This is a genomic window from Parabacteroides sp., assembly GCF_977054455.1.
The window spans coordinates 28,675-54,270 of sequence record NZ_CDRTCT010000030.1 but is presented as its reverse complement, the minus strand read 5'-3'; the positions used below and the strand labels follow the sequence as shown (position 1 = coordinate 54,270).

Sequence of the window (25,596 nt, the reverse complement as noted above, 5' to 3'; positions counted from 1 at the left end):
ATAAAATATAAGACGCTATGTCTGCAGTTAAGTGTATTGGCATTTTAACGTCCGGAGGTGATGCTCCCGGAATGAACGCTGCTATTCGTGCAGTGACACGTTCCGCTATTTACAACGGAATGTCCGTTAAAGGTATCTATCGTGGATACAAGGGCTTGATAACCGACGAAATTGAAAATTTCAAGACTCAGAATGTAAGTAATATTATTCAGCGCGGCGGTACTATCCTGAAGACGGCCCGTTGTGCAGAGTTCAAGACACCGGAAGGCCGTAAGCAGGCTTACGACAAACTGATGGAGCACGGCATCGATGCTTTGGTTGCCATCGGGGGGGACGGGACGTTGACCGGCGCCCGCATCTTTGCACAGGAATTTAATTATCCGATTGTCGGCCTGCCCGGTACGATCGATAATGACCTGTATGGTACGGATATCACGATCGGCTATGATACGGCTTTGAATACAATCATGGAATGTGTCGATAAAATCCGTGACACGGCAACTTCCCATGACCGTCTGTTCTTTATCGAAGTGATGGGGCGTGATGCCGGATTCCTGGCTTTGAACGGTGCGATTGCGTCGGGTGCGGAAGCGGCTATCATTCCGGAGATATCGGTGGAGAAAGACCAGTTGGCCGAGATGATCGAAACCGGTTTCCGTAAGTCGAAGAACAGCAGTATCGTTCTTGTTGCGGAAAGTGAAGTGACCGGTGGTGCTATGGGCGTTGCCGAACGTGTGAAGAAGGAATATCCGCAGTTCGACGTGCGCGTTTCGATTTTGGGACACTTGCAACGTGGTGGTTCGCCGACAGCGCAGGACCGTATTTTGGCTACCCGCATGGGAGTTGCCGCAGTCGATGCATTGCTGGACGACCAGCGTAATGTGATGATGGGAATTCAAAACGATGAAATCGTGTATGTTCCTTTCTCGAAAGCAATCAAGAATGACAAACCGATCAATCGTGATCTGTTGAATACGTTGCGTATTTCTTCCATTTGATTTGTTCTTGACAAGGATATAAAAAGCCCTGCGGAAGAGTTTCGCGGGGCTTTTTATATCCTTGTCCGACTATAATGATCCGTTACACCTGAATGCATAAACATTGCCTCCGAAGTCGGTAGCGAAGATCATGCGTCCGTCTGTTGCCAATGTCGAGAACAGAGGTGCGCCCGTTTTGTGTTTCCAGACCGTTTGCCCGTTTTCCGGATTGACTCCATAGATAATGCCGTCGGATGCACCGAAATAAACCGTTCCTCCGACAAACAGGGGACTTGTTTCGATCGTAGCGGCGGGATGGCGGGAGTAAGGAGCAGTATAAACCAGGGCCGGTGAAGTTTGAGCTTTCCATTTGACTTCAAATGTTTCACGATCGAGTGCTACCAGACCGTCCGTTTGTGTACCGAACATAATCAGGTTGTCCGTTACTAACGGAGTGGAGTTGACCTGTACATTGAATGGCAACTCTTTGCGGACCACCACTTTCCCCGAACGGCTGTCGATGATAAATAAAGACTGGCGCGAAGCGACATAAAGCAGGTTGCCGACATAGGCCGGTGTTGCGCCTCTGTCCGTGATCCCGTCTTTATCGAGTTTCCAAAGCAGTTCTCCCGTTTGTGCATCGTTGCCGTAGAAGCCTCGCCAGTTTGCACCTGAAACAACAACTCCGTTTATCAGCAGGGGAGTCGATGTCGTGGCTTCTCCTTGCGGCCAGCCTTTGTTCAGCCAGACAGCTTCGCCCGTTTTCCCGTTATAGGCCCCGAATGCCTTTCCGCTTCCGACATAGACGATGCCATTGGCGGCTGTCAGTCCGTCTACAAGGACAGGGAGGCCGGCGACATTCATCTTTATATCCCATTTCAGTTTGCCCGTCTGTGCGTCGATGGCGTATAAGTAACCTTCCGCATCTTGTGCGAAGACGGTCCCTTCGTCAACGGCAATCGTGTTTTTGATGGAGTTGCGTACCGGATACTTCCATTGTAATTCACCAGTCTTTGCATCCAGAGCAAATATCGCGCCTTCTCCCTTCAAATCCTCATCGAGAGAAGCGACATACACGTTGCCACCGGCAACGACCGGAGATGAAAAGTAAAGGTTGGCATTTACATTCCGGATCCACGCCAGTTGAGGAGTTTCGCCAATCTCTTCCGGCTGGTACAAAAATGAGGAACAGCTGACTGTTATTTCTCCATTGTCGAACAACGCTTTTGCTGTTATGAAAACCCGTTTGCCTTTACAATCTGCCGGGAGATTGGCCTTTCCGGACCAGTTCCAATCTGTATTTTGAGTAAGCTGTGTTTCCGGCTGGACAATCTTGCCGTCCACGGCACAACTATAAGTGACACGCACGGCAGGAGCAACCGCATTGTATGTGTTGACCGATACGGGAACCTTTCCGTCTGCCGTCATTGCACATGCCTCATTCGCGATCGAGGCGATTTCAATGGACTTATTTATATATGTATAGCGAAGGGAGGTCCGGATATCTCCTTTCCGGTCTACGTCCACCACGCGGAAGGCGGAAGTCGAGTGGTCGATTCCTCCTTTGTCAAGCGTTGCTGTCGATATCGTTAATACTTCTCCTTGTTTGCGAACGAAATGGTTATGCCAATGCCCGTATAACCAGGCTTTCAGGTTATGTTCGTTCAGGTTGATCTGTTCGTTTCCGTCGATACCGAAAACAAACTCGTTCCCGGAAGTCAGCAAATCGTGATTAAACACCATGATTGGTTTTCCGGCCGGAACCTGTGCCAGGTCGTTCTTCAGCCAGCGGTAAACGTCTTCTTTTGTATAGCCGGGCTGATGATCGCCTCCTGCCATCGGGGTAACGACATAGTGGACATTTCCGAAGTCGAAGGAGTAATAGACCGGGCCGTAAACATTTTCAAAAACTTCTTCCCCGTATTTCCCTTTTACAAGATCATGATTGCCGATACAGTAGAACATCGGGCAATCCATGTTCGACGTGTTCATCAGATGGATATGATTCTTCAATCCGTTTTCATAGCAGATATCGCCGGTATGGATGATAAATGCGATGTTCTCATTGGCTGCATAATCCCGGACGTTATTCGCCCAGTCTTCCTGGTTCTCCGTGTTGAATATCTCGGTGTCGGAAATATGGATGAACTTGTGGCTGCCATCCGGCCTGATGCGTCCTTTCCAGGTTTGCAGGCCGAAATCGTATGTTTGCCCTGTGCCGTTGATCCGCCGGTAATATTGATTGTCTGTCCTGTAGCCGGAAGGAGTGGTGATGATGATAAACCGTTCCCGTTCGTGTCCGGGAAGTGTGTAAAGACCTTCGGCATTCGTTTTGACAACGTTTAATCCGTCGGAAACCCGGATGTCTTTTAAGACTTTCTCTCCTTTGTCGTAGATTCCGTTCCGGTTGGAGTCTACATACACGCGGCCTTGGTAGGCTGCATGAGCCTCCGTGATTACCGCACAACTTAGCAATAGCAGTATAAGTTTTTTCTTTTCCATGATAATTCAGATAAAAAACGAGTGCCTCAAAATGAGCCTTTGAGACACTCGTGAACCGGATAAGACCGGTATTGTGTGTTTATATTTATTTCTTTGCAGACAGATTCTCCAAGAACAGATCCATCATCCGTTTGGCGGCAACGAATGAGCTGATCTCGTTATTCAATACCTGTTGCTCCGTGAAGTTCAACATGTTTTCTACCGCCGGATTGTGGTAGAACGTTTCGCGGAGCGTGTCGTTGATACTTTCGTACATCCAATACTTGGCCTGTTCGTTGCGCTTGTAATCGAAGTAATCGTTCTTTCGGGTGAATTCCATATATTCTCCGACCATGTCCCAGATTTCTTTAATCCCCAGGTTGTAGTAACCCGAATAGGTCAATACTTTCGGGAACCAGCCTGATTCGGGAGCCGGGAAGAGATGCAAGGCGTTACGGAACTGCGCGGCTGCCAGTTTCGCTTTTTCCAGGTTGTCGCCATCCGCCTTGTTGATGATGATCCCGTCCGCCATCTCCATGATGCCGCGCTTGATGCCTTGCAGTTCGTCTCCGGTACCGGCAAGCTGGATCAACAGGAAGAAATCGACCATCGAGTGGACAGCCGTTTCGCTTTGTCCGACACCGACTGTCTCGACAAATACCGTGTCGAACCCGGCGGCTTCGCAGAGCACGATCGTTTCGCGTGTTTTACGGGCAACGCCACCTAAAGAACCCGCCGATGGCGAAGGGCGGATGAAAGCGTTCTTTTCACGGGACAAGGCTTCCATTCGGGTTTTATCGCCGAGGATGCTGCCTTTCGAGCGCTCGCTGCTGGGGTCGATCGCCAGCACGGCCAGTTTACGTCCTTCCCCTATCAGATGCATACCGAACGCATCGATCGAGGTACTTTTACCGGCGCCCGGCACGCCGGTGATACCGATGCGGACCGACTTTCCTGCATGTGGCAAGCATTTTTCGATAATCTCTTGTGCTACTTGCTGGTGTTCGTATTTGGAGCTTTCCACCAGCGTCACTGCCTGGCTGAGGATCGTAATGTTCCCCTTCAGTATGCCTTCCACAAATTCGGCGGGCGTATATTCTTTACGTTGAATCCTTCTTTTCAGATAAGGATTTACCGTCGGCACATCGGCTACGCCTTTGTTCACCTTTAATCCTCTGTACAGATCGTCGTTTTCGGGATGTTCCATCATTTTAGACAATTGGTTATTTATTGGCGGTTACCTTCACAAGCCGTACCGGACCGTTCGGGTCGTTGCATACGAAATTGATGAGGGCTTCCAGTTTTGTTTTTATCTCTTTCGGGCGTACTGTCACTTTGAAAGTGGCTGTCGTGCCCGGTTTGATTTCTCTTTTGCCGCCGGAAACAGCGACACGTTCGTCATCGCAGGTCGCGCTATAGATGACAAGCGGCGATTTCCCGGAGTTGGTGATTTCGATCGTCCCGCTCACCCTTCCGCCGACCAACGGGATAAAGCTGCTTTTATCGGGCAGTTTGCCGAAGTCGAGCAAGGTGCCCGATAGCTGGGCTACCGGAGCTTTCGCCTTCTCAGAGGCAGTCAGTTTGCTGAAGTCGTCTATGATATTGGCTGCAACATGCAGTTTGCCTTCTGTTCCTTTCTTCTGACCGATACTTTCGACCGTTACCGGAATTTCGGCTGTCATGCGGCCTTTTCGTTTTGCCTCTTTCGCATTCATGAGGATGGATATTTCGCCTGTTTCACCCGGAGCCAGTTTTGTAGGATTGGCTACGACGTTCAGATAATGAGGCGTTTTTCCTAAATGGATGTTCAGGGATGTTTTTCCTTCATTGATCAGGTTGATCTTTTCTCCCAATGTTTCTTCGGGGCGGATCGTGCTGTAAAGAATATTTTTTGTTTGCAGTTTCAGGTCGCCGATGCTATACGGATAAATCAGTATGGGTTGAGCTTCTTTAGGGGTTACGTTTCCTTTGATACCTAAGGAGAAACTGCCTTTTTTTCCGTTACTGTAGATCGCTATAGTTTTGTAAAAAGGGCCGGGACGTCCTTTCGGGTTGTAGGTTACTTTTACTTCTCCGGTCTTTCCCGGAGCGATGGGCTCTTTGGTCCATTCGGGCTGCGTACAGCCGCAGGATGCCGTGATCCGCGTGATGACAAGCGGGCCGTTACCTGTGTTTTTGATCGTAAATACGTGACTTGCCAATCCATCGGATTCCCCTATCGTTCCGAAGTTATGGATCAGCTCGTCTGCACTGATTTGGGCGTTATTTTGTGCCGATATACTGTTTATTGCAAACAGTATACCGGCGAGAATAAAGACCAGTTTGTTTCTGTTCAACATTCTTTATCGTTCAGTTTTCCTGTTATTATTCTACTTCTCCCCGGATTGTCAGGATAAAACTACCGGTTTTACCGTTGCTGTATACGGAAATAGTCTTGACAAAAGGGCCGGGACGGTCTTTCGGGTTGTAAGTGATTTTAATATCGCCTGTTTTACCCGGGGCAATCGGTTCTTTGGTCCATTCCGGTGTCGTGCAGCCGCAAGAGGCGATGACACGTGTCAGGACCAACGGTGCTTCGCCTGTATTCTTTATTTTAAAAGTGTGCGACACATTGCCGTTCGCTTCCTTGATCGTTCCGAAATCGAAAGAGGTTTCATCTGCCGAGATTACAGCCTTGTTCTGAGCTGATGCCATTCCTGTTGCCAACAGGATCGCCATGAAAATAAAAATAATCTGTTTCATCTTCTCTTTTTATTTAGCTATTGTTTAGAATGCAAAGATAATGTTTACTACTGAATTAGTTTCTTTAAAAAATAAAATTCTGCTTCCGCCGCGAGCCGGGGAGGCCGGATTCACGTGCAGCTACCGTCGCCGGGAGCCGGCAGAGCCGGATTCACATGCAGCTGGTTCTGCCGGGAGCCGGCGGAGGCAGATTCACGTGCAGCCGGCTTTACCGGGAGCCAGCGGAGGCAGATTCACATGCAGCCGGCTTTGCCGAGAGCCAGCAGGACCGGATTCACGTGCAGCTATCTTCGCCGGGAGCCGGCGGGGCTGGCTGCACATGCGTTGTCTTCTGCCGGGAGCTTCGCTTAATCCACCTTGACGATGTTTCCTTCCGTATGCGAGACGAATTCCGGTGCATAGAGGCATTGGATCGTACTGATACCGCCTGCATATTCACCGGTGCGTGACACGTATACGGCATATTCCAGTACAAAAGTCCCCTGGGGCAGGCGGTCGAAGAAGAAATTCTCCGAAACATCTGTCGGCGACTGGTAATACCCGACTCCGTCCCTGTAGACAGAACCGGAAAGTTGGGCCGCCGGTTCAAAGCAACCGGCACGGAGGTCTTTCAGAAAGACATAGTCCATTTCGCGATCGGTGCGGACCACAAGGCGGACGATCACTTTGTCGCCGATACGAAGCGGTTCATCCGGGGTGACGGGACGAAGTTGTTGTTCCGTTCCGTTATTCGTTTCTACGAATAGCTTCTTTTCTACGTTCAGGATACCTTTCTGCTTTTTCACATCGTTGATATTCTGGAAATATTGCTCGTAGACAGCTCCCCACGCAGGCGCCGCTCCTTCCTTCCGGATGGAGATGGTATTTCCTTCGGATGCAATCCTTTTTTCATCCGATACGGTTACTTTCAGGTAGCCGGTGGCCGATTCTCCGGTTGTGGTGCTGTATGTTTGCTTGCCCCACTTGGCGGTACAGGTGTTGTTGGCGTCCAGCCAGTCGCTACCTGTCAGGAGTAAAGCATAAATTGCGTTGACCGTAGCCGGGACGGATTCCCAGTTCTGTGTCTGTTTCTGGCTGAGCAACCATTGTTTCATCCGGTCCGTTTTTTGTTTGTCGGGCGAAACTTCATTAAAGAGAGCCATCAGCAGGCAATGGGTGTCGATCGGGGAGACAAAGAAGTTTTCCCCTCTCCGGTTGTTTGCCCAGTACATGCCTTTGTCTGCTGAAGTGGATGCTGTTTTACGCAACCAGACAAGGATGTCACCGGCGGTTTCTTTCTTCCCGTTGCGCCACATGAGCCACGCTATTTCTCCTTTCCCATAGATGGATTGTTTGCTCCATTGTTTTTCTGCCAGGTTCGTGTAGTAGCGGATCGCTTCACGTGCCGAACCTAACTCAGGGATGTCGCGGTACTGGCTGCGGACAAACAGGTATTCGATTTCCAATGGAGAAATTTCATTTTTCTGCCAGTTCTTGATCTTTTGTAATGCCTCATAATCGGACTGGATTTGTTTGTCCACGAATGTCAGGGCTTTTATCTGCATCTCTTTTTCCTGCTGGTTATATTCGACAGCATTCAACTCGGTCAGTTGGTTCATCCCTTTCAAAATATAAAGCGTGATCTCCTGGCTCGGATACATGCCTTTGAACCATCCCCAGCCTCCATCCGGCGTTTGCAGGTCGAGAAGATGGCGGAGGGCGATCTCCCGTTGTCCGGCTGCCCGGTTCAGATCGAAAAGGAGCGACAAACGCTGTTTTTGTTCCGTTTCATTGTCCGCTTCCAATACCCAGGGTGTTTCCTGTAGAAGGATGTTTTTCAGTTCTGCATTCTTTTCCAGGTTGGAATAGAGCGTAGAGGCGTTTCCGCCTTGTGCTTTCCATTGGCTGATGACCTGCTGGATGCGGGGGTGGGCGGTGGCGATGTAGCTTGCCAACGTATTGCTGTAATAAGAGGCGAACCAGGAAATGACGTTGTCGTTTTCCGGTTGGGTGAGAGTCGGCAGCGCCTGTACGGCATACCAGATCGGGTTGGCGGTCAGCTCCAGTGTCGTGCGGAACGGACGGATACCTTTGTTGTCTTTCAGGCGGATCACTTCTTCGCTCTTGTCGAACAGGTAGAACGGGGTGCTTTCCGTCACTAATATCTCGTTCGAAAGAACCGGGATTAAATGCTGTTCGCCGTCACTTCCTTTATCCGAATCGGCCACGATACGGCAACCGATGACACCCGCCGCAGAGGCCGGAACCTTGAATGACCAACTGACAGTCGTGGTGCTGTCGGCCCCCAAGGTGAAAGGTTTCTGCGATTTGGTGAGGCAGATCACCGGCTGGTCGTTGTCCGGATCGAATAGTTCCAGGCTGGCGCGTCCGTTCATAGTGGCGGAGGATTGGTTGCTGATTTGCGTCGTGATGGTCACTTCATCGCCCTGACGCAGGAAACGCGGTAGGTTGGGAGTTACCATCAACGGCTTATTGGTGATGATCTCGCGGGACAGGTAGCCGTATTTCAGGTCTTCCGTCTGTGCTAACAGTTGCAGTTTCCAGGTCGTGTTGCTTTCGGGCATTGTGAAGCTGAACGCTACATCGCCTGCTTCGTCGGTCACTAATGCCGGATAGAAGAAGGCGGTTTCGGCGAAGTTTTCACGAAGTTCGACCGAGTTATTCGGGAAGAAAGGTTTTCCGCTTTCTTCCACCTCTTCTTCTGCAATGATATTAGCGACACCTTGGTCCGCTTTTATTGCCGATTCTTCCAACGGCGCACTGTCGTCGGTGATGCTGAGAACTTCGGCTACAGCCGGGGCGGCTGCCGATTTCATGACGGCTCCGGTTGCAAAGACCTGGTTGCTGCGTCCGTAGCGATATCCCAACGACAAAACGCCTTGCCAGTCGAGGCGGTCGTATTGGTATTGCGGGACGTTCAATCCTTTCCGGTCTCCTGTTTCGTACCGGCTACTGTTTGTGAATGCGGTTCCTTCCGAGAAGCGCGGTGCATGTAGGTAAATATCTCTTTTAGGAGAAAACGACCACTTGAAAGGCAACAGCTTATCCAATGAGGCATCGTACATGCTCGCCAATACCTCTGCTGAGACGGAGGCTGAATCTGCATCCGTAATACGGAATTTCCAGTTTTCCTTGCTCCCCGGCAATAAATGATCGCGGAATGTCTCGGTTTGGATCGTCAATCTCCGGTCCGGCTGGCGGCGGTAGACCGGGACTTGCGTCACATACGCCTTGCCGTCTTTGACAAAAGTGAAGGATACTGTGAAACCTTCCCCGTCCGTTTCCTTGAACGGAATGCGGAATGTCCGGTTTTCATCGCTCAACCGGATCTGTTTACGCTCTATACATTTGTTGGTAGCTGAATATACTTCATATACTATATGGGTGTCTTTGTCGGAGGTGCCGAATATGAACGCAGCCTCTTCTCCCGGAGCGCAGGTAGTCTTTTCCTCGATCAGCCAGGTGTGCATAAATACGGGCGGCCGTTTGTCCCGTCGGTTGTACAGGATGAAGTCTTGATTGGCGGAAACTTCTTTCCCGTTGGAGTCGGTCGATTTCACTTCCAGACGATAGCGTCCGGCGGGAAGTTCGCGGAATACGGCAGGTGATATTTCGTCTCCCGTTATGAAAGTTCCCACAGCTACCAGTTTATTGATTTTGTACCGGTCTGTACCGAACATATCCTTTTCCGGCTTTTCGTCCGACAGTGAATAGATCGTGTAACTTCCTTCCGCAGATGCTTTCTGCCTGTTCACCGTATAGGCCGTTATCACTGCTTTGGCGGAATCGCTTTCCATTTCCTGTCCGGGCATTTGGATATCCAATAGGATACCTGTATCGCCGACGGAGAATGTATAGCTTGCTTCTTGTGTCTCTCCTTTGCTGTCGGTCAGGGTTGCCGTTACTTCGTAGCTCTGGAAGGCAGGGCGCATATCCGAAGTTCCCGGCCGTTCGGGTACGAAGGAAATCGTGAAATTGCCTTTGTTGTCAATCTTTGCCGTTCCGTTAGCCACTTGTTTGTATGTGAAGTCGAACGGGTCCGGCATATAAAAACGTGCCCAGAACGGCCGGCGGGTGATTGTCCAGTTTACCTCGCCGGTCTGGAGGTCGATACCGGAGAAAGTCTGCGCTTCACCTGTGATCTTCACAGGATGGCCGAAGGAGACTTCTTCCTGGATTGGCAGGAAGCTGACTTTGAAAGTCGGGCGTTTATATTCTTCTACCCGGATGTTTGTGCGGGTCCGCTCCGAAACAAGCGTGAAGTTTCCGCTCAAGGTCTGTGCCGGGATGGTAAATTCTCCGTTGAAGGAACCGAACCGGTCTGTCTTGAATTCTTTGCTGGCCACTTCTTTGTAGTTGGCATCCCGCAAGGTGACGGTATAGGTTCGTCCGGCCACCACATGCGGGTTGTCCGTATCTTTTACATAAGCGATTCCTTTGAAGAATACGTTTTGTCCCGGCCGGTAGATGCCCCGGTCGGTGAAGAGCGACAAATCGACTCTTTCTTTTTTCTGGTCGGAGCGGGAAGTTCCGTACGGATATATATTTGTGATGATGGAAGAGGTGTCTTCGCGGAATACCGGACGTATGTGTTCGATCTTCTTTTGGGCGGGAAGGACGGCGATCCCTAACCGGTCTGTCTTGACTTCTCCTTGACGCTGGATTGTTCCGTTCATCATATTGGTTTTGTAATAGATGACGGTCGCCCCTTCGATCGGTTTGCCGCTTTCGAGGTCGGTGACAAGTACTTCCGAATTGTTTGTCTGGCTACGGGTAAGGGCTGCCAGACGGCTGACGCTGAAACGGTTGGAAACGGACAGTTGTCTACCGGGAACCGTAATCACATATTCGTACAATCCCAATTGGTCCATCGGAATGGTCAGCGTGGAATCGGCTTCGGTGTATGAATTGGCGAGATCCATCTTGAATGTGACCTCTTTTACCAGCTTTCCCCGCATGCTTTTACTGTTCTTGTAGTAATTCCGCCAGGCATCTTCCGGCTGGCGAAGGCTTTTGTAGATGCGCACAACTAATTGAGGCGTGTTGACATACTTGATTTGCAACGTGAGATCCTTGCCCGGATACACATTGTTGTCGGATTGGATATTCAAGACCGGCGTTTCCATTTCGTTCAGTTGGTTCTTGAAAATGTTGATCCGGTCATATTGGGGATATTGTGCAATGCTTTCTTTGCAAAGCGTATAAATGAGCGCCTGGATGGAATCCTGATGAGCCTTGTTGCCTTGATAGCGTTCCCGTTGGAGGAGATTCATACTGGCGATCCGTATTTCGGCGGCAAACGGTTCTTTTTCATATACCTTATATAGGCTGTCCAACGCGTTTCGGTAGTCGGTCGTATTTGCTGCCTGGTTGTCGTATTTATATTGCCAGTAGTCCAGTTCGTCCAGTAATAACGCTTTCTTATCCGGTTGTGTCCGACGGAAAGCAATCAGATCCTTGTACCATATTGCAGACGGTTGTATGTCGATCGCCCGGAAAGCAAGGAAATCATATAGGGTAGGACGAAGTTGAGGCATGTCTTTTCCTTTCTTCAGGATCAGGTTATACTGGCTGACCGGTGTTTGTTGCAGTAACTGCGCCGGTTGGAGAGATAGTCTCAGTTCCTGTTTGATCTTTTCCTTGAAGAGGTTGGAAGTCCATTCCCGGATATCATCGGGGACATAGCCTGCCAGTTCGGTCCGCTGGTTGATGTTCCAACGGTTTTGCATATAATAGTTGTTATACATCTCCGCAATCATGGAGTGGAGTACGGCCACGGATGCGGAGTCGGGGCATGTGCCGGCATAAGTCTCGATCTCTTTGATCAGTTCGGGGAATGTGTCGGCGTCTTTCTCCAGTTGGTTTTTCATCCGGGTGATAAGCGACTGGATCAATGCCGGGGTATTTTTTGTCTGGATGGCTTCTATGATAGCCTTTTCGTTGGTGGATACCCGATTTGCCTTCACGTAGGAGATAGCAGATACTATTCCGCATGCGATCAGGGTTAAAACAATAATTGCTCTTATCTTCATATCTTTCAGATTTATGATTCCAGATTTATGATTTATGAAGTAGGACTGGTAAGTCGAAAATCATAAATCCGAACCCGTTTCTTATATAGATACAAAGAAAGAGCAAAAAGTTGCAAAATTACCGTTAATTAGGAGTAATTTTATTTTTTACGAACGTAAGTCAGGAATGTGTAGGGGTACGGATTTTTCTCGTCGGCAGGAAATTCCTGTCGTTCCACCTCTTCCCACAGATCCCAGTTGACAACAGGGAAAAATGCATCTGCATCCGGAAACTCTCCATGAATGCGGGTCAGGTACATCTTGTCGGCAATCCCTAATCCTTGTCTGTAAACCAGAGAACCTCCGATGATGAAGATGTTTTCTTCTTTTTCACAGATATCCAGTGCGTCATGCATGGATTCGCAGGCAAAGCAATTGATGAAACCTGCTTCCGGCATGGTCGTCAGCACGACATTTTTACGGTTGGGCAATGGGCCTTTTGGTAAAGACTCGAAAGTTTTACGTCCCATTATTACGGCGTGGCCTGTTGTCAGGTCTTTAAAACGCTTCATGTCTGCCGGCATGTGCCAGAGCAGACCCAGATTCTTCCCAATCGCATTATTGTCGGAAATAGCTGCTACAATTGAAATAGTACTCATTGCCATTTATGATTTATAATTTATGATTTATCATTTATCATAGATCTCTTATACGGCCACTTCACCTTTGATATGAGGATGAGGGTCGTATCCCGTCAGGTTGAAATCTTCGTACCGGAAACCGAATATGTCTTTCACTTCCGGGTTGATTTCCATCCGGGGAAGAGGGCGCGGATCACGCGTCAATTGCAACTTCACCTGTTCAAGATGGTTGGTATAAACATGTGCATCGCCAAGCGTATGGACAAAATCTCCGGCTTTCAGTCCGGTTACCTGTGCCATCATTTGTAATAACAATGCATACGAGGCAATGTTAAAAGGTACACCCAAGAAAATATCGGCACTGCGCTGGTACATTTGCAGGCTCAGGCGGCCGTTTGCCACATAAAACTGGAAGAAAGCGTGGCAGGGAGGCAGATTCATATTGTCCAGATCCCCCACATTCCAAGCGCTGACGATGATACGGCGTGAATCCGGATTATGCTTGATTGTCTCTACCGCCTCACTGATCTGATCGATGCTTCCGCCTTTATAGTCCGGCCATGAACGCCATTGGAAACCGTAGATATGTCCTAAATTGCCATCAGGGTCGGCCCATTCGTTCCAGATCCTCACTCCATGTTCCTGCAAGTATTTTGCATTTGTATCGCCTTGAAGAAACCAAAGTAATTCATATATAATGGATTTCAAATGCAGTTTCTTTGTTGTGAGCAGGGGAAAGCCGTCTTCAAGATTGAAGCGCATCTGATGTCCGAATACACTGTATGTACCGGTTCCTGTCCGATCTTCTTTCTTAACTCCTTCACGGAGGACACGATCGAGTAATTCTAAATACTGTTTCATTTTTCTTTATTATGACAGACAAAAGTACGAAAGTGATTTGTATTAAACAACATTATCCTACAGCATCGTTTGTTTTTGACAATAATAGCGTATATTTGCTGCCTATCTAACAAACATTTAATTTATTAGTATCGAAAATGAAGAGACTATGTATGGCTGTCATGGCAATGTGTGTTTTGTTGTCATGTACTGAGAAAAAAGAGGAAGCCACTCTTTCTGGACTGATGAAATCAGATTTCGTATCAGAAGTGCAGGGGAAACCGACTGCATTATATGTGTTGAAGAACCAGAATGGTGCGGAAGCCTGTGTGACGAACTGGGGCGGGCGCCTGGTGTCGGTCATGGTTCCCGACAAGGATGGCAAAATGACGGATGTCGTCTTGGGATACGATAATGTCCAACAGTATGTGGACAATCCGAACAATAACTACGGCGGGTTGATCGGTCGTTACGGAAACCGTATCGCAAATGGCAAGTTCTCGTTGGACGGTGCCGAATACCAGCTACCGCAGAATAACAACGGACACTGCCTGCATGGTGGTCCGGAAGGTTATCATACGGTTGTTTGGGATGCCAAACAGGTAAATGACCAGAGTGTGGAACTGACGTATCTCTCCAAAGACGGTGAAGCCGGTTTCCCCGGAAATCTGAACCTCAAGGTTACATATACATTAACAAACGACAATGCCGTCGATATCAAATACGAGGCTACAACGGACAAACCGACTGTCGTGAACCTGACGAACCATAGCTATTTCAACCTTTCCGGTGTCCCGGGTTCGCAGATACTGGATCATTCGATTATGATTGCGGCAGACACCTATGTCCCGGTTGATGAAACGTTGATCCCGACCGGTACGCTTGATCCGGTAGAAGGAACTCCGATGGATTTGCGTACGGCTGTTGCCGTAGGCGCACATATCGATGATCCGTTCGATCAGCTGGTGAGAGGCAAAGGCTACGATCATAACTGGGTGTTGAATAACAATTGCGACATCAATGTCCTGGCTGCAAAAGTTGTTTCTGCAAAAAGCGGTATCGGTCTCGAAGTGTACACAAACGAGCCGGGTATCCAGTTCTATGCCGGAAATGCAATGACGAAGGATGGCGATAAAGGAAAGTTAGGCGTGATCTATCCGCATCGCGGTGCTTTGTGCCTTGAAACACAGCATTATCCCGATTCTCCCAACCAGCCGGGCTTCCCAAGCGTAGTGCTGCGTCCGGGCGAAAAGTATTTCAGCGAGTGTCTTTATAAATTCACGGTTGAAAAGTAAGATACGTATTATTTTTAGGGGGACTTTCCGACAATCGGAATGATGGGAAGGGGCGGCTGTAAGAGGCCGCCCTTTTTATTGTCAAAAATCTTTGATTTATATCTGTTAATGTTTCTTTGTAAACAATATAGTTTGCCGTTTTTGTATATCTTTGCGATTGACATAGGGTTGCCGGAACTTTGACTTTTCGGCTGTCCTGTCGATGGATAACGTTAAGCGTTTAAGATATTATCTTTGGAACTGAAAATCGCCAACTTTCAAGTCGGACAAAGATAATAGACAACTGGACGCTCACGCTTGTTATATATACCCGTGTATATAGAATAGAGCGTGGGCTGTTGTTTATTATTTGTCCGATGGGTGTTTGGCGATACCTCAGTTTCAAATAGTAAATTAACAGTTCCCACGCTTTTTATTATATAGATGCCAAACATCGGGGAGCAGGGCGGCACCATAATTTGAGTATGAGCTCAGGAGAATCGGAAAGAATTGCAATCTGTTGTGTATTATTGGATATAGTGGAAGCTATGGGTACAAGTGCCGATATAAAGAGCTGCCGCCACTATCAATCGTTGAGAGATAAAACGGATATTACCGATTCTGACTTTGAAGGGGCACGTTCCGTGTCTGTATTGTCCAGTCTGGTAACTTTGAAGGGAATGCATTACAACAAAAAGATGTTGCTGGCATTGACCGTATGTGATCTTTATTCCGGGCACACGCCTGTCTCCCTTAGTTTAAGGATTGCATTCGAAACATTGATGAATGCCATCGAATGGCCGATCTCGTTTTCCGAAATATTGACGATCAGCCGGACGGAGCAAAGGTGATTTAATTACAATTTGTTAGTATGAAAAGACTCTGTGCATCCGGGTGTAGCCGTCCCGAACATCCGGATGTAGGAAGCGGCAACATCCGGGTGTAGGAAGCCGGAAGATGGGCGTGTTTCTGAACATTTCTGCTTGCTTTCCGCTCTTTTCCTGCTTGCTTTCTTCCACTTTGGGAACTTAAACCTCGTTTGTCTTAGGGAACATCGGTTAAGGCAATTCTTTCTTTAGATATTCCGCCGTAACGGACTGTCCGCATACAAGCATGTCTGCCGGAGTTCCGGAAAAGAGCAGTTCGCCACCCATTTGTCCACCGCCCGGACCCAGTTCGATCACATAATCGGCCGCTTTCAGAACATCCAGGTTATGCTCTATCAGGAAGACGGAGTTGCCCTGGTCTACCATCGAATCGAAAAGATGGATGATTTGATGTATGTCTTTGACATGAAGCCCGTCGGTCGGTTCGTCCAAGATAAAGATTTTACCCTTGTTGTCGAGGTAGGAGGCCAGTTTGACGCGTTGCAGTTCGCCACCGGAAAGGGTGGAAAGAGCCTGGTTGAGGTGCAGGTAACCCAATCCGACTTTCATCAGGGGCTGCAACTTCTTTTCTATCTCTGTTCCGGCAAAACGGAGCGATGCTTTCCGTACGGTCAGGTCCATCACTTCTGCGATATTCAGTCCGTCGACGGTATATTGCAGCGCTTCTTGTGAATAGCGTAATCCGCCGCAGGCTTCACAGACGGTTTCGATCGAATCCATAAAGGCCATGTCCGACACGATCACGCCTTTTCCACCGCATACCGGGCAGCCGCCTTTTCCGTTAAAGGTGAACATGCTCAATCCGGCTTTGCTATTCCGGGCAAAGAGTTTGCGTATATCGTCCGCTACCCCGATATAAGTGGCGGGGGTGGAGCGCAGGCTGATACCGATATTTTTCTGGCTGATGTAAATCACATCTTCTCCACAGGCTTGACGGAAGCATTCCATCAAGGAGCTTTTTCCCGAACCGGCAACTCCCGCGATCACCGTAAACAGGCCGAGCGGAAAGCGGACTGTCAGATCCTTCAGGTTATGCTCCCTCGCATGTTCGAGTGTAAACCAGTCGGACGCCCTACGGATTTCCGTTTTCAGTGGCGATTTCTCTGCGATCATCGATCCGGTTTGCGTGCCGCTTTCCAATAACCCCTTATAGCAGCCTTCATACAGGATATTGCCGCCGTTCATGCCGGAGCCGGGACCCATGTCGACGATATGGTCTGCGATCTGGATCATTTCCTTGTGATGCTCCACTAAGAGAACCGTGTTGCCGTGGTCGCGCAACTTCCGTACGGATGCTTTGAGCAGGCGGATGTCGTGGCTGTGCAGCCCGACACTGGGCTCATCGAGCACATACAGCATGTCGGACAGGGCTGAATTAATATATTTGGCAATCTTGCAACGTTGCGCTTCGCCTCCGGAAAGCGTTCCCATATTACGGTCGAGTGTCAGGTATCCCAACCCGATCTCTTCGAGGGCGGACAGGCGGTTTCCGATAGCCTGCTTCAGGTCATCCGCCAAAGGATCGTCGATATCCTGCAGCCAGTCAAGGATATCGGGAATGGCGAGGCGGGTGACTTCGGCAATGTTTTTCCCTCCGATCCGGCAGGAAAGGACGGTCCGGTTGAGTCGCGAGCCTCCGCAATCGGGACAAACGCCCATCGTTACCATCGGTTCCAGTAACTTCTGATGCAATTTCCCCTCTTCCGAATTGATGATGCTGCGGTACATACGGGTTACCAATCCTTCGTACTTGGCGGTCCGGGGCCAGTCGGCCGGCGGGTTCTTGAGCCGTATCTGGGGGGAATAGAGAAATAGCTCCAACTCTTCCGGCGTATAGTCTTTAATCTTTTTGTCCAGATCGAACAGACCGCTGCAAGCATACCGTATCCATCGCCATCCGCCCCGGTGGAAAGCGACGTAATGGATCGTGTCTTCATCATTCAATGATTTGTTGAAGTCGACCAGTTTGTGGACATCCAATTCGCGCACTTCTCCCAATCCGTCGCAGCGAGGGCATCTTCCTTGCGGATGGTTGAAAGAGAATGTGTCGGAATAGCCGACAAAGGGTTGCCCGACACGTGAGAACAGTAGCCGGAGCAGGGAATAGATGTCCGTGTAGGTTCCCACGGTAGAGCGGGCGTTGGGCGCCGGTTTCTTTTGGTCTATCACGATGGCAACCGGGAGATGCTCGATCTTGTCTACATGCGGGCGACCGTATTTCGGCAGATATTGTTGGACGAAACTGGGAAAAGTCTCATTCAGTTCACGCCGGGAACTGGCGGCGATGGTGTCCAGCACCAGAGACGATTTACCGGAACCGGAAACTCCGGTGAAGATAGTGATCCGTTTCTTGGGAATCTCCAGTGAGATATGCTTGAGGTTATTCTCGTAAGCACCTGTTACTTTGATATTTTCCATATTTCTAATTCTTCCTTTTGGGCAGAGTCAAAAGTAATCATATAATTCGGAAGGGGAAACGTCCGGATACAAAAAAGGCTGATGAATCTGATTCACCAGCCCCTTTCGTATATCCAATATGATAGTTAAAACATTCCTTTTTCTAAATCAGCAGCTTTTACGCGGAAGATGTATCCGTTGCGCGAGAAGACTAATTCACCGTCTTCTTTCTTTTTCTGGTTGACTAATCGCTGGAAAGCGATATTGGCACCTTTAACTATATTCTCTTCAAATTCTCTAACTTCTTGTTCACTCATGATGCTCAAGTTTTGTATAAATATCCGAATTATATATCTCTTTTTTATCACTCCTGAAGCCTTTGGCGATTACTTCCATCGGCGACATAGAGTTGTCTGCAATCATCCAATAATCACAAATGGGGATATATAGTTCAAAGAGATTGTGAATACCTGCCTCGTAACGACGGCGGATAGTACTTTCCGGAATGTTATGTCCTCCGGCGGCCACTCTCATCTTAACTCGTTCCACTGCCAAATCCGGTGTATTCAACCAAAAATATAACAATGTCACATAATATCCTTCCCTTTGTGCTTCCCGGATCAGGTTTGCACCTGAACGGGTGGCCAGTGTAGTCTCCATTGCGAACGTTTCGCCCGAAGCGATCAGCTCTTTGATGCGTTTATACATAATACGACTGGCTTCAACGGCTACCGCGATACTATCAGAATTAAAAGGGGAAAGCCCCTTAGCAATCTCGTCGGAATTAACAAACTCTTTACATTTCAACATCTCTGGAAGAATTGTAAAGGAAGCTGTCGTTTTCCCTGCCCCGTTGCATCCCGATATTATGTATAGATATGGCACTACTTACTGTCTTTTGTTGGGGCAAATATAGAGAATAGTTTAATACGTTGGTTAATTTTATTCTCAAAAATAGTAAAAATGTGCAGAAAATGTACGGATAACCCCTCGGTTCGTTGTGAAAACAGGCTGTTTGGTGTAATTTAATGGCTTTGTCAAACGTCTGCAACATACCTTTATATCCATAAAAGGTCGCTCATTATGCCGTCGGAGATGAAAATGCCTTCCTTCGAGAGCCTTAAAGTGTCGTTTTCACGGATAAGCAACCCTTGATGTAGATAAGCGGCGGCCTGCCGTTCGAGATAGGCTTGCTTTTCTTCTCCGAACCGCTCCCGGATGTCGGTTGTCCGGATTCCCCACATCGTGCGTAGTCCGGTGATAATAAAGTCGTTGTATTTTGTGTTGATATCCAATTCTTCTCTCTCTATATCGGGAATGCCAGCCCTGATCCCTTGTAAGTAGCGGGGAAGGGAAGAAATGTTCCATTGCCGGCTCTCTCCATCATAAGAATGGGCGGAAGGTCCGATGCCCAGATATTTCTTACCGGTCCAATAGGAACTGTTGTGCCGGGATAGGTGGCCGGGGCGGGCGAAATTGGAAATCTCGTAATGGAGATATCCGGCTTCGTTCAGCTTATAGATTAATGTAGAGAAAAGGGCGACGCTCAACTCTTCTTCAACAGGTGTGACTTTTCCGGTTTCCATCAATTTATATAGGGTTGTCCCTTCTTCATATATCAAATGGTAGGCGGAGATATGGGGAATATCCAGGCGGATCGCGTCATCCAGATTCTCTTGCCACTCTTCCAAGGTCTGTCCGGGCAACCCGTATATCAAGTCGATGCTGATGTCTTGGATGCCGTTTTCTTTGCAAAGCCCGACTGCACGCAAAGCCTGTTTGCGGTCATGGCGCCGGTTCAGGAAACGGAGGTCTTTTTCTTTGAAGCTTTGTACCCCCATGCTGACCCGGTTGAAAGGCAGGTTGCGGAGGGAGGCTACATATTCCGGCGTCATATCGTCGGGATTGGCCTCGAGCGTGATCTCCCTGCAGTCACTTGTGTCGAATAAACGGTTTGCCGCCTCGAATATCCGTTCGAAGTCCCCGGCTTGTAATTGCGAAGGTGTGCCGCCTCCGAAGTAGATCGTTTTGACCGGCTCCTTTCCTATATATTCCTGTCGCAATTCCATTTCCCGGATAATCGCATTGATATACGGCTCCTTGAACTTCATCTCCGTATTGGAAAAGAAGTCGCAATACAGGCACCGTTTGGCGCAAAAGGGGATGTGGATGTATAAGCCTGCCACTTTGTTCTGCTTTTTATGGAGACAAAGATAGCAACATTTTATCTCTATCTCTCTTTCTTTCCGCTCTTTATCTTTGAACTGTTAAATAACATAGTTCTCAAACACTGGGCTTGAAATTGCTTTTCTCCTTTACAATCTCTAATTTGCGGTCCCGTGAATAAAGGGTTTGCGGGGCGATCTTTATTGTTAAACACAAATTAATACCTTGATATCATGAAAGTATACCAAACAAACGAAATCAAGAACATCTCTATCTTGGGAAGTTCGGGCTCTGGGAAAACCACTCTCGCTGAAGCGATGCTTTACGAGGGTGGAGTTATAAAACGTCGCGGAAGTGTGGAATCCGGAAACACTGTGAGCGATTATTTCCCGGTTGAGAAGGAGTATGGTTACTCGGTATTCTCGACCGTTTTCAGTGTAGAATGGCAGGACAGAAAGTTGAATTTCATTGATTGCCCGGGTTCAGACGATTTTATTGGCGGGGCGGTTTCTGCTCTGAACGTGACAGACACGGCGCTGATGGTACTGAATGCGCAGTATGGCGTGGAAGTCGGTACGATCAACCAGTTCCGGTATACAGAACAATTTCATAAGCCGGTTATTTTTGTCGTAAACCAACTGGATAACGACAAGGCTGATTATGACGGGACAATTGCCCAACTGCGTGACCAGTGGGGAGGTAAGATCGTTCCCATCCAATATCCGGTTTCTACAGGTGCGTCTTTCAACGCGGTTGTCGATGTGTTGAAGATGAAAATGTATCGTTGGAAGCCTGAAGGCGGTGTCCCCGAAGTATTGGAAATTCCGACGGAAGAAATGGATAAGGCGATGGAGCTTCACAAAGCGTTGGTGGAATCGGCAGCCGAACATGACGATATGCTGATGGAAAAATTCTTTGAAGAAGGTACATTGAGTGAAGACGATATGCGTGCCGGTATTCGTGCCGGTCTGGTTATCCGGGGAATGTTCCCGGTATTCTGTGTATGCGCAGGCCGTGACATGTGCGTCCGCCGTACGCTTGAATTCTTAGGCAATGTCGTCCCTTGTACGGATAAGATGCCGCGCCCGGTTACAACAGAAGGGGTGGAAGTGACTCCCGACTCCAACGGACCGACCAGTTTGTTCTTCTTCAAGACGACTGTAGAACCGCATATCGGTCAGGTTTCTTATTTTAAAGTGATATCAGGTAAGGTAAAAGAAGGTGACGATTTGCTGAATGCCGATCGTGGTTCGAAGGAGCGTATTGCCCAGTTGTTCTCCGTTGCCGGACAAACTCGTAATCCTGTGACCGAGATGGTTGCCGGTGATATCGGTGCCACCGTTAAGCTGAAAGATGTTCGTCGTGGTAATACATTGAACGGTAAAGGATGCGATTATCGTTTCGACTTTATCAAATATCCGGACCCGAAATATCGCCGTGCCGTGAAGCCGGTCAATGAAGCAGACGCTGAGAAGATGATGGAAATCCTGATGCGTATGCGTGAAGAAGACCCGACATGGATGATCGAACAATCCAAAGAATTGAAACAGACAATCGTTTCAGGCCAGGGAGAATTCCATCTCCGTACATTGAAATGGAGAATCGAGAACAATGATAAATTGCCGATCGAGTTCTACGAACCGAAGATCCCGTATCGTGAAACGATCACGAAGGCTTCCCGTGCGGACTACCGTCATAAAAAACAGTCCGGTGGTGCAGGGCAGTTCGGCGAAGTTCATCTGATTGTCGAACCGTATTACGAAGGTATGCCGGCACCGGATACATATCGTTTTGGCGGACAAGAATATAAGATCAGCGTACGTGATACGCAGACTATAGATCTGGACTGGGGTGGAAAGTTGGTATTTATTAACAGTATCGTGGGGGGAGCCATCGATGCCCGTTTCCTTCCGGCTATCCTGAAAGGTATTATGGCTCGTATGGAGCAGGGACCGTTGACCGGTTCGTATGCCCGTGACGTGCGCATCATCGTCTATGACGGAAAGATGCACCCGGTAGACAGTAATGAAATTTCTTTCATGCTGGCAGGCCGTAATGCTTTCAGTACCGCCTTTAAAGAAGCCGGTCCTAAGATCCTGGAACCTGTTTATGATGTGGAAGTATCGGTTCCGGCTGATTATCTGGGCGACGTGATGAGTGACCTGCAGGGACGTCGCGCCATCATTATGGGTATGAATAGTGAAAAAGGCTACGAAAAGCTATTGGCTAAAGTGCCTTTGAAGGAGATGTCTTCGTACTCGACATCTTTGAGTTCCATCACAGGTGGACGCGCTTCATTTACCATGAAGTTCTCCAGCTATGAACTGGTTCCGTCGGATGTCCAGGATAAGTTGTTGAAAGCTTACGAGGCAACTCAGGCAGAAGATTGATTTGGATTTTCTATAAATTGAATGAAGGCTGCCCCTGTGAAGGAGTGGCCTTCATTATTTTCGATGCGGCTACGGCAAAATGAGCCGGTTGGCGGTGATTTATCCGTTACTTTTCTTTCAACGCCTGCTCGATATCCGCAATAATGTCGCCTGCATTTTCGATGCCGACAGACAAGCGGATCAGGTCGGGAGCTACGCCTGCTTCGATCAGCTGTTCGTCCGTCAACTGGCGGTGCGTATGGCTGGCAGGGTGGAGGACGCAGGTACGGGCATCGGCTACGTGGGTCACGATGCAGATCATCTTCAGGTTATCCATAAAGCGGATCGCATCTTCACGGGATCCTTTCAGGCCGAAAGCGATTACGCCGCAAGTCCCGCCCGGCATATATTTCCGGGCCAGTTCATAATACTTATTGCTCTTCAAGCCGGGGAAGTTCACCCAGGCGACCTGCTCGTTTGCTTCGAGCCATTCGGCAACCTGTTGGGCGTTCTTGCAATGTTGCGGCATACGCAGGTGCAAGGTTTCAAGCCCTAAATTCAAGAGGAAGGCGTTCATCGGAGCCTGGATAGAACCCAGGTCGCGCATCAACTGTGCCGTTGCCTTTGTCATATAAGCCATCTTGCCGAAAGCCTTTGTATAGGTCAGGCCGTGATACGATTCGTCCGGAGTGGTCAGGCCGGGGAATTTGTCGGCATGCGCGTCCCAGTCGAAGTTGCCGCTGTCCACGACCGCACCGCCTACGCTTGTCGCATGACCGTCCATGTACTTGGTTGTTGAATGCGTCACGATATCGGCTCCCCATTCGAACGGGCGGCAGTTGATCGGCGTCGCGAATGTGTTATCCACGATCAGAGGCACGCCATGACTGTGGGCGATATGGGCAAACTTCTCGATATCGAGTACGCTCATGCCCGGATTGGACAAGGTTTCGCCGAACAAAGCCTTTGTGTTCGGACGGAAAGCGGCCGATATTTCTTCTTCCGAAGCATCCGGATCGACGAATGTCACTTCGATGCCCAACTTCTTCATCGTCACGCCAAACAGGTTGAACGTCCCGCCGTAGATCGTGGACGAGCAGACCATATGGTCGCCGGCCTGGCAGATATTGAATACGGCATAGAAATTGGCTGCCTGACCGGAGGAAGTCAGCATCGCGCCTACGCCCCCTTCCAAAGCGGCGATCTTGGCTGCGACAGCATCGTTTGTCGGATTTTGCAGGCGGGTGTAGAAATATCCGCTCTCTTCCAGGTCGAACAGCTTGGCCATCTGTTCGCTGGTGTCATACTTGAATGTCGTACTCTGATAGATGGGCAGGACGCGCGGTTCTCCCTTTTTCGGTTGCCAGCCTCCCTGCACGCAGAGGGTTTCCGGCTTTAATGAATTGTTCATTATGATAATGTTTTACTATGTATTTGTTATTATCCGGCAAAAATAAGGAATAGTTTGTTTGTATCACAATATCTTCTTCTGTAAAATACGGAACCAGACGAATGCAACGATTCCTTTCAGCATACTGGAGATACTGATCGCCCACCAGACGCCGGCCACGCCCAGCCCCATTGCCGTCAGTCCGATCGCCATCGGGATGCGCAGGCTGTTGAACGTGATGCTGATGATGGCGGGCGGAACCGTGCGGCCCGTACCGTAGAACAACCCCTGCATCGTGATTTCCAGCATCATGAACAACATGGAGTAGCCGTCGATGCGAAGGAAAACGCCTCCTGCCTCATAAGCCTCCTTTTCGGGTATGATCAGTGAGAACACTTCGCTGCCGAAGAACACGAAAAGCAGTGTACAGAAGACTCCGAACAGGGCGGTCATCTTCAGTGTCGTATGGTAGGCGCCTAAGACGCGTTCTTTTTTCCGGGCGGCATAGTTCTGCGCCACAAACGTGCTTAGAGCCGTGCTGAATCCTTGCGAGGTGTTCCAGGCGATCGCTTCGATCTGTCCGCCGGCCGTCATCGTCATCAGCCCGATATGCCCCCCATAGGTGGATGCCGTGCGGGCCATCATCAGGTTGATAACGGCAAACAGGCTGTTCAACAACGCTACGGGAAGTCCTAACTGGAAGATCCGTTTGCTATAGCGTCTTTTCAACCGGACGAGGAACGGGAATCCTCCGAACAGCCGGTTTTTCTTTTTCAGGTAGTAGATAAAAATGGCCAGCACAGTCGCTTCCGACAGCCAGGTCGCACAGGCCGCCCCGTCCGTCCCCATCCCGAACCCGAATATAAACAGCGGGTCGAGCGCCATATTCATAATCAATCCGCTTCCACTGACGTAGAACGGGATTTTGCTTAATCCCGCCGCATTATAAATACCTGTGCAGGCAGCCGACAGGAAAATGAGCGGAAAACCTGTCGCCACAATCCTGAGATAAGACACTGCTTGGGTGGAAATCTCCGTGTCGAGCTTGAAGAAACCGATGACAGGATGTGCCAGGACGAACAGCAACAAGCCCCAGCAGATGGAGATAATCAAGGCTATCGTCAGATTGTGGGAGGCAAAAGCACGCGCTTCTTCTTCCTCACGGGCCCCGATGCTTTGCCCTACGCTGACTTCCGAACCTACTTTATTCAGATAGGAGATCGAAGTCGTCATCCAGGTCAGGATCCCGACTGCCCCGATAGCGGCTACCGCTTCGCTGCCTAAGCGTCCCACCCAGGCCATGTCGGTGATGCTGTAGGCCATTTGGATAAAAGAGGTTCCCATGATGGGAAGCGCCAGGTTGAACAGTTGCTTTTTTATAGGCCCTTCCGTCAGATTTTTTGTCCCTTGCATATTCATTT

General features: G+C 49.1%; 18 protein-coding genes. 5 read left to right on the top strand and 13 right to left on the bottom strand.

Going from position 1 to position 25,596, the window contains the following annotated elements:
• The first annotated feature begins 17 nt into the window (after positions 1 to 17).
• Positions 18 to 998 carry a 6-phosphofructokinase gene (gene pfkA / locus ACW6QF_RS15030; protein WP_298549655.1) on the top strand — a complete coding sequence of 327 codons (981 nt, stop codon included), beginning with the start codon at positions 18 to 20 and terminating at the stop codon, positions 996 to 998.
• A gap of 69 nt (positions 999 to 1,067) precedes the next feature.
• On the opposite strand, the gene ACW6QF_RS15025 is transcribed toward pfkA, so the two are convergent.
• The 4 genes from ACW6QF_RS15025 to ACW6QF_RS15010 all read right to left on the bottom strand — a co-directional run bounded on the left by ACW6QF_RS15025 (position 1,068) and on the right by ACW6QF_RS15010 (position 6,200).
• Complete coding sequence (locus tag ACW6QF_RS15025; RefSeq protein WP_456088417.1) at positions 1,068 to 3,479, bottom strand: outer membrane protein assembly factor BamB family protein; 2,412 nt, start codon at positions 3,477 to 3,479, stop codon at positions 1,068 to 1,070.
• Between the two features lie 85 nt (positions 3,480 to 3,564).
• On the bottom strand, positions 3,565 to 4,665 hold the full coding sequence (gene meaB / locus ACW6QF_RS15020; protein ID WP_456088431.1) for a methylmalonyl Co-A mutase-associated GTPase MeaB: 1,101 nt from the start codon (positions 4,663 to 4,665) through the stop codon (positions 3,565 to 3,567).
• Between the two features lie 16 nt (positions 4,666 to 4,681).
• Complete coding sequence (locus ACW6QF_RS15015; RefSeq protein ID WP_456088416.1) at positions 4,682 to 5,797, bottom strand: DUF1573 domain-containing protein; 1,116 nt, start codon at positions 5,795 to 5,797, stop codon at positions 4,682 to 4,684.
• Positions 5,798 to 5,822: 25 nt separating this feature from the next.
• Positions 5,823 to 6,200, bottom strand: a complete 378-nt coding sequence (locus ACW6QF_RS15010) for a DUF1573 domain-containing protein (RefSeq protein WP_298549651.1) — start codon at positions 6,198 to 6,200, stop codon at positions 5,823 to 5,825.
• Positions 6,201 to 6,314: 114 nt separating this feature from the next.
• Between ACW6QF_RS15010 and ACW6QF_RS15005 the strand changes: the two genes are divergently transcribed.
• Positions 6,315 to 6,551, top strand: a complete 237-nt coding sequence (locus tag ACW6QF_RS15005) for a hypothetical protein (protein WP_456088415.1) — start codon at positions 6,315 to 6,317, stop codon at positions 6,549 to 6,551.
• Here ACW6QF_RS15005 and ACW6QF_RS15000 read toward each other — a convergent pair.
• The 3 genes from ACW6QF_RS15000 to ACW6QF_RS14990 form a co-directional block, all read right to left on the bottom strand.
• Positions 6,548 to 12,232: an alpha-2-macroglobulin family protein gene (locus tag ACW6QF_RS15000; protein WP_456088414.1), complete on the bottom strand. Its 5,685-nt coding sequence runs from the start codon at positions 12,230 to 12,232 to the stop codon at positions 6,548 to 6,550. The two genes, ACW6QF_RS15005 and ACW6QF_RS15000, sit on opposite strands and share 4 nt — an antisense overlap.
• 140 nt (positions 12,233 to 12,372) lie before the next feature.
• Positions 12,373 to 12,870 (bottom strand): dihydrofolate reductase, encoded by a 498-nt coding sequence (locus ACW6QF_RS14995; RefSeq protein ID WP_298549646.1) that lies wholly within the window; start codon positions 12,868 to 12,870, stop codon positions 12,373 to 12,375.
• A gap of 48 nt (positions 12,871 to 12,918) precedes the next feature.
• Entirely contained in the window at positions 12,919 to 13,713 is a 795-nt protein-coding gene (locus ACW6QF_RS14990; protein ID WP_298549644.1) for a thymidylate synthase, read from the bottom strand.
• Positions 13,714 to 13,850: 137 nt separating this feature from the next.
• Between ACW6QF_RS14990 and ACW6QF_RS14985 the strand changes: the two genes are divergently transcribed.
• Complete coding sequence (locus ACW6QF_RS14985; protein ID WP_298549642.1) at positions 13,851 to 14,987, top strand: aldose epimerase family protein; 1,137 nt, start codon at positions 13,851 to 13,853, stop codon at positions 14,985 to 14,987.
• Between the two features lie 464 nt (positions 14,988 to 15,451).
• Complete coding sequence (locus tag ACW6QF_RS14980) at positions 15,452 to 15,817, top strand: hypothetical protein (RefSeq protein WP_298549640.1); 366 nt, start codon at positions 15,452 to 15,454, stop codon at positions 15,815 to 15,817.
• 207 nt (positions 15,818 to 16,024) lie between these two features.
• Here the strand turns inward: ACW6QF_RS14980 and ACW6QF_RS14975 are convergent, their stop codons facing one another.
• The 4 genes from ACW6QF_RS14975 to hemW all read right to left on the bottom strand — a co-directional run bounded on the left by ACW6QF_RS14975 (position 16,025) and on the right by hemW (position 20,436).
• On the bottom strand, positions 16,025 to 18,271 hold the full coding sequence (locus ACW6QF_RS14975; RefSeq protein WP_456088413.1) for an ATP-binding cassette domain-containing protein: 2,247 nt from the start codon (positions 18,269 to 18,271) through the stop codon (positions 16,025 to 16,027).
• 125 nt (positions 18,272 to 18,396) lie between these two features.
• On the bottom strand, positions 18,397 to 18,567 hold the full coding sequence (locus tag ACW6QF_RS14970; protein WP_005637232.1) for a hypothetical protein: 171 nt from the start codon (positions 18,565 to 18,567) through the stop codon (positions 18,397 to 18,399).
• A complete protein-coding gene (locus tag ACW6QF_RS14965) occupies positions 18,560 to 19,135 on the bottom strand; it encodes a zeta toxin family protein (protein ID WP_008154394.1) in 576 nt (191 codons plus the stop codon). The genes ACW6QF_RS14970 and ACW6QF_RS14965 overlap by 8 nt, the downstream gene beginning before the upstream one ends.
• 173 nt (positions 19,136 to 19,308) lie before the next feature.
• Positions 19,309 to 20,436 carry a radical SAM family heme chaperone HemW gene (hemW, locus tag ACW6QF_RS14960; RefSeq protein ID WP_456088412.1) on the bottom strand — a complete coding sequence of 376 codons (1,128 nt, stop codon included), beginning with the start codon at positions 20,434 to 20,436 and terminating at the stop codon, positions 19,309 to 19,311.
• A gap of 213 nt (positions 20,437 to 20,649) precedes the next feature.
• Between hemW and ACW6QF_RS14955 the strand changes: the two genes are divergently transcribed.
• On the top strand, positions 20,650 to 22,806 hold the full coding sequence (locus tag ACW6QF_RS14955; RefSeq protein WP_456088411.1) for an elongation factor G: 2,157 nt from the start codon (positions 20,650 to 20,652) through the stop codon (positions 22,804 to 22,806).
• Between the two features lie 106 nt (positions 22,807 to 22,912).
• Here ACW6QF_RS14955 and ACW6QF_RS14950 read toward each other — a convergent pair whose 3' ends face one another.
• Complete coding sequence (locus tag ACW6QF_RS14950; RefSeq protein ID WP_456088410.1) at positions 22,913 to 24,196, bottom strand: O-acetylhomoserine aminocarboxypropyltransferase/cysteine synthase family protein; 1,284 nt, start codon at positions 24,194 to 24,196, stop codon at positions 22,913 to 22,915.
• A gap of 63 nt (positions 24,197 to 24,259) precedes the next feature.
• Positions 24,260 to 25,588, bottom strand: a complete 1,329-nt coding sequence (locus ACW6QF_RS14945) for an MATE family efflux transporter (protein ID WP_456088409.1) — start codon at positions 25,586 to 25,588, stop codon at positions 24,260 to 24,262.
• Positions 25,589 to 25,596 lie beyond the last annotated feature (8 nt).

Bases quoted from the DNA above. Each gene is read 5' to 3' on its own strand.
- pfkA (WP_298549655.1), top strand. From the start codon at position 18: ATGTCTGCAGTTAAGTGTATTGGCATTTTAACGTCCGGAGGTGATGCT.
- ACW6QF_RS15025 (WP_456088417.1), bottom strand. From the start codon at position 3,479: ATGGAAAAGAAAAAACTTATACTGCTATTGCTAAGTTGTGCGGTAATC.
- meaB (WP_456088431.1), bottom strand. From the start codon at position 4,665: ATGGAACATCCCGAAAACGACGATCTGTACAGAGGATTAAAGGTGAAC.
- ACW6QF_RS15015 (WP_456088416.1), bottom strand. From the start codon at position 5,797: ATGTTGAACAGAAACAAACTGGTCTTTATTCTCGCCGGTATACTGTTT.
- ACW6QF_RS15010 (WP_298549651.1), bottom strand. From the start codon at position 6,200: ATGAAACAGATTATTTTTATTTTCATGGCGATCCTGTTGGCAACAGGA.
- ACW6QF_RS15000 (WP_456088414.1), bottom strand. From the start codon at position 12,232: ATGAAGATAAGAGCAATTATTGTTTTAACCCTGATCGCATGCGGAATA.
- ACW6QF_RS14995 (WP_298549646.1), bottom strand. From the start codon at position 12,870: ATGAGTACTATTTCAATTGTAGCAGCTATTTCCGACAATAATGCGATT.
- ACW6QF_RS14990 (WP_298549644.1), bottom strand. From the start codon at position 13,713: ATGAAACAGTATTTAGAATTACTCGATCGTGTCCTCCGTGAAGGAGTT.
- ACW6QF_RS14985 (WP_298549642.1), top strand. From the start codon at position 13,851: ATGAAGAGACTATGTATGGCTGTCATGGCAATGTGTGTTTTGTTGTCA.
- ACW6QF_RS14980 (WP_298549640.1), top strand. From the start codon at position 15,452: ATGAGCTCAGGAGAATCGGAAAGAATTGCAATCTGTTGTGTATTATTG.
- ACW6QF_RS14975 (WP_456088413.1), bottom strand. From the start codon at position 18,271: ATGGAAAATATCAAAGTAACAGGTGCTTACGAGAATAACCTCAAGCAT.
- ACW6QF_RS14970 (WP_005637232.1), bottom strand. From the start codon at position 18,567: ATGAGTGAACAAGAAGTTAGAGAATTTGAAGAGAATATAGTTAAAGGT.
- ACW6QF_RS14955 (WP_456088411.1), top strand. From the start codon at position 20,650: ATGAAAGTATACCAAACAAACGAAATCAAGAACATCTCTATCTTGGGA.
- ACW6QF_RS14950 (WP_456088410.1), bottom strand. From the start codon at position 24,196: ATGAACAATTCATTAAAGCCGGAAACCCTCTGCGTGCAGGGAGGCTGG.
- ACW6QF_RS14945 (WP_456088409.1), bottom strand. From the start codon at position 25,588: ATGCAAGGGACAAAAAATCTGACGGAAGGGCCTATAAAAAAGCAACTG.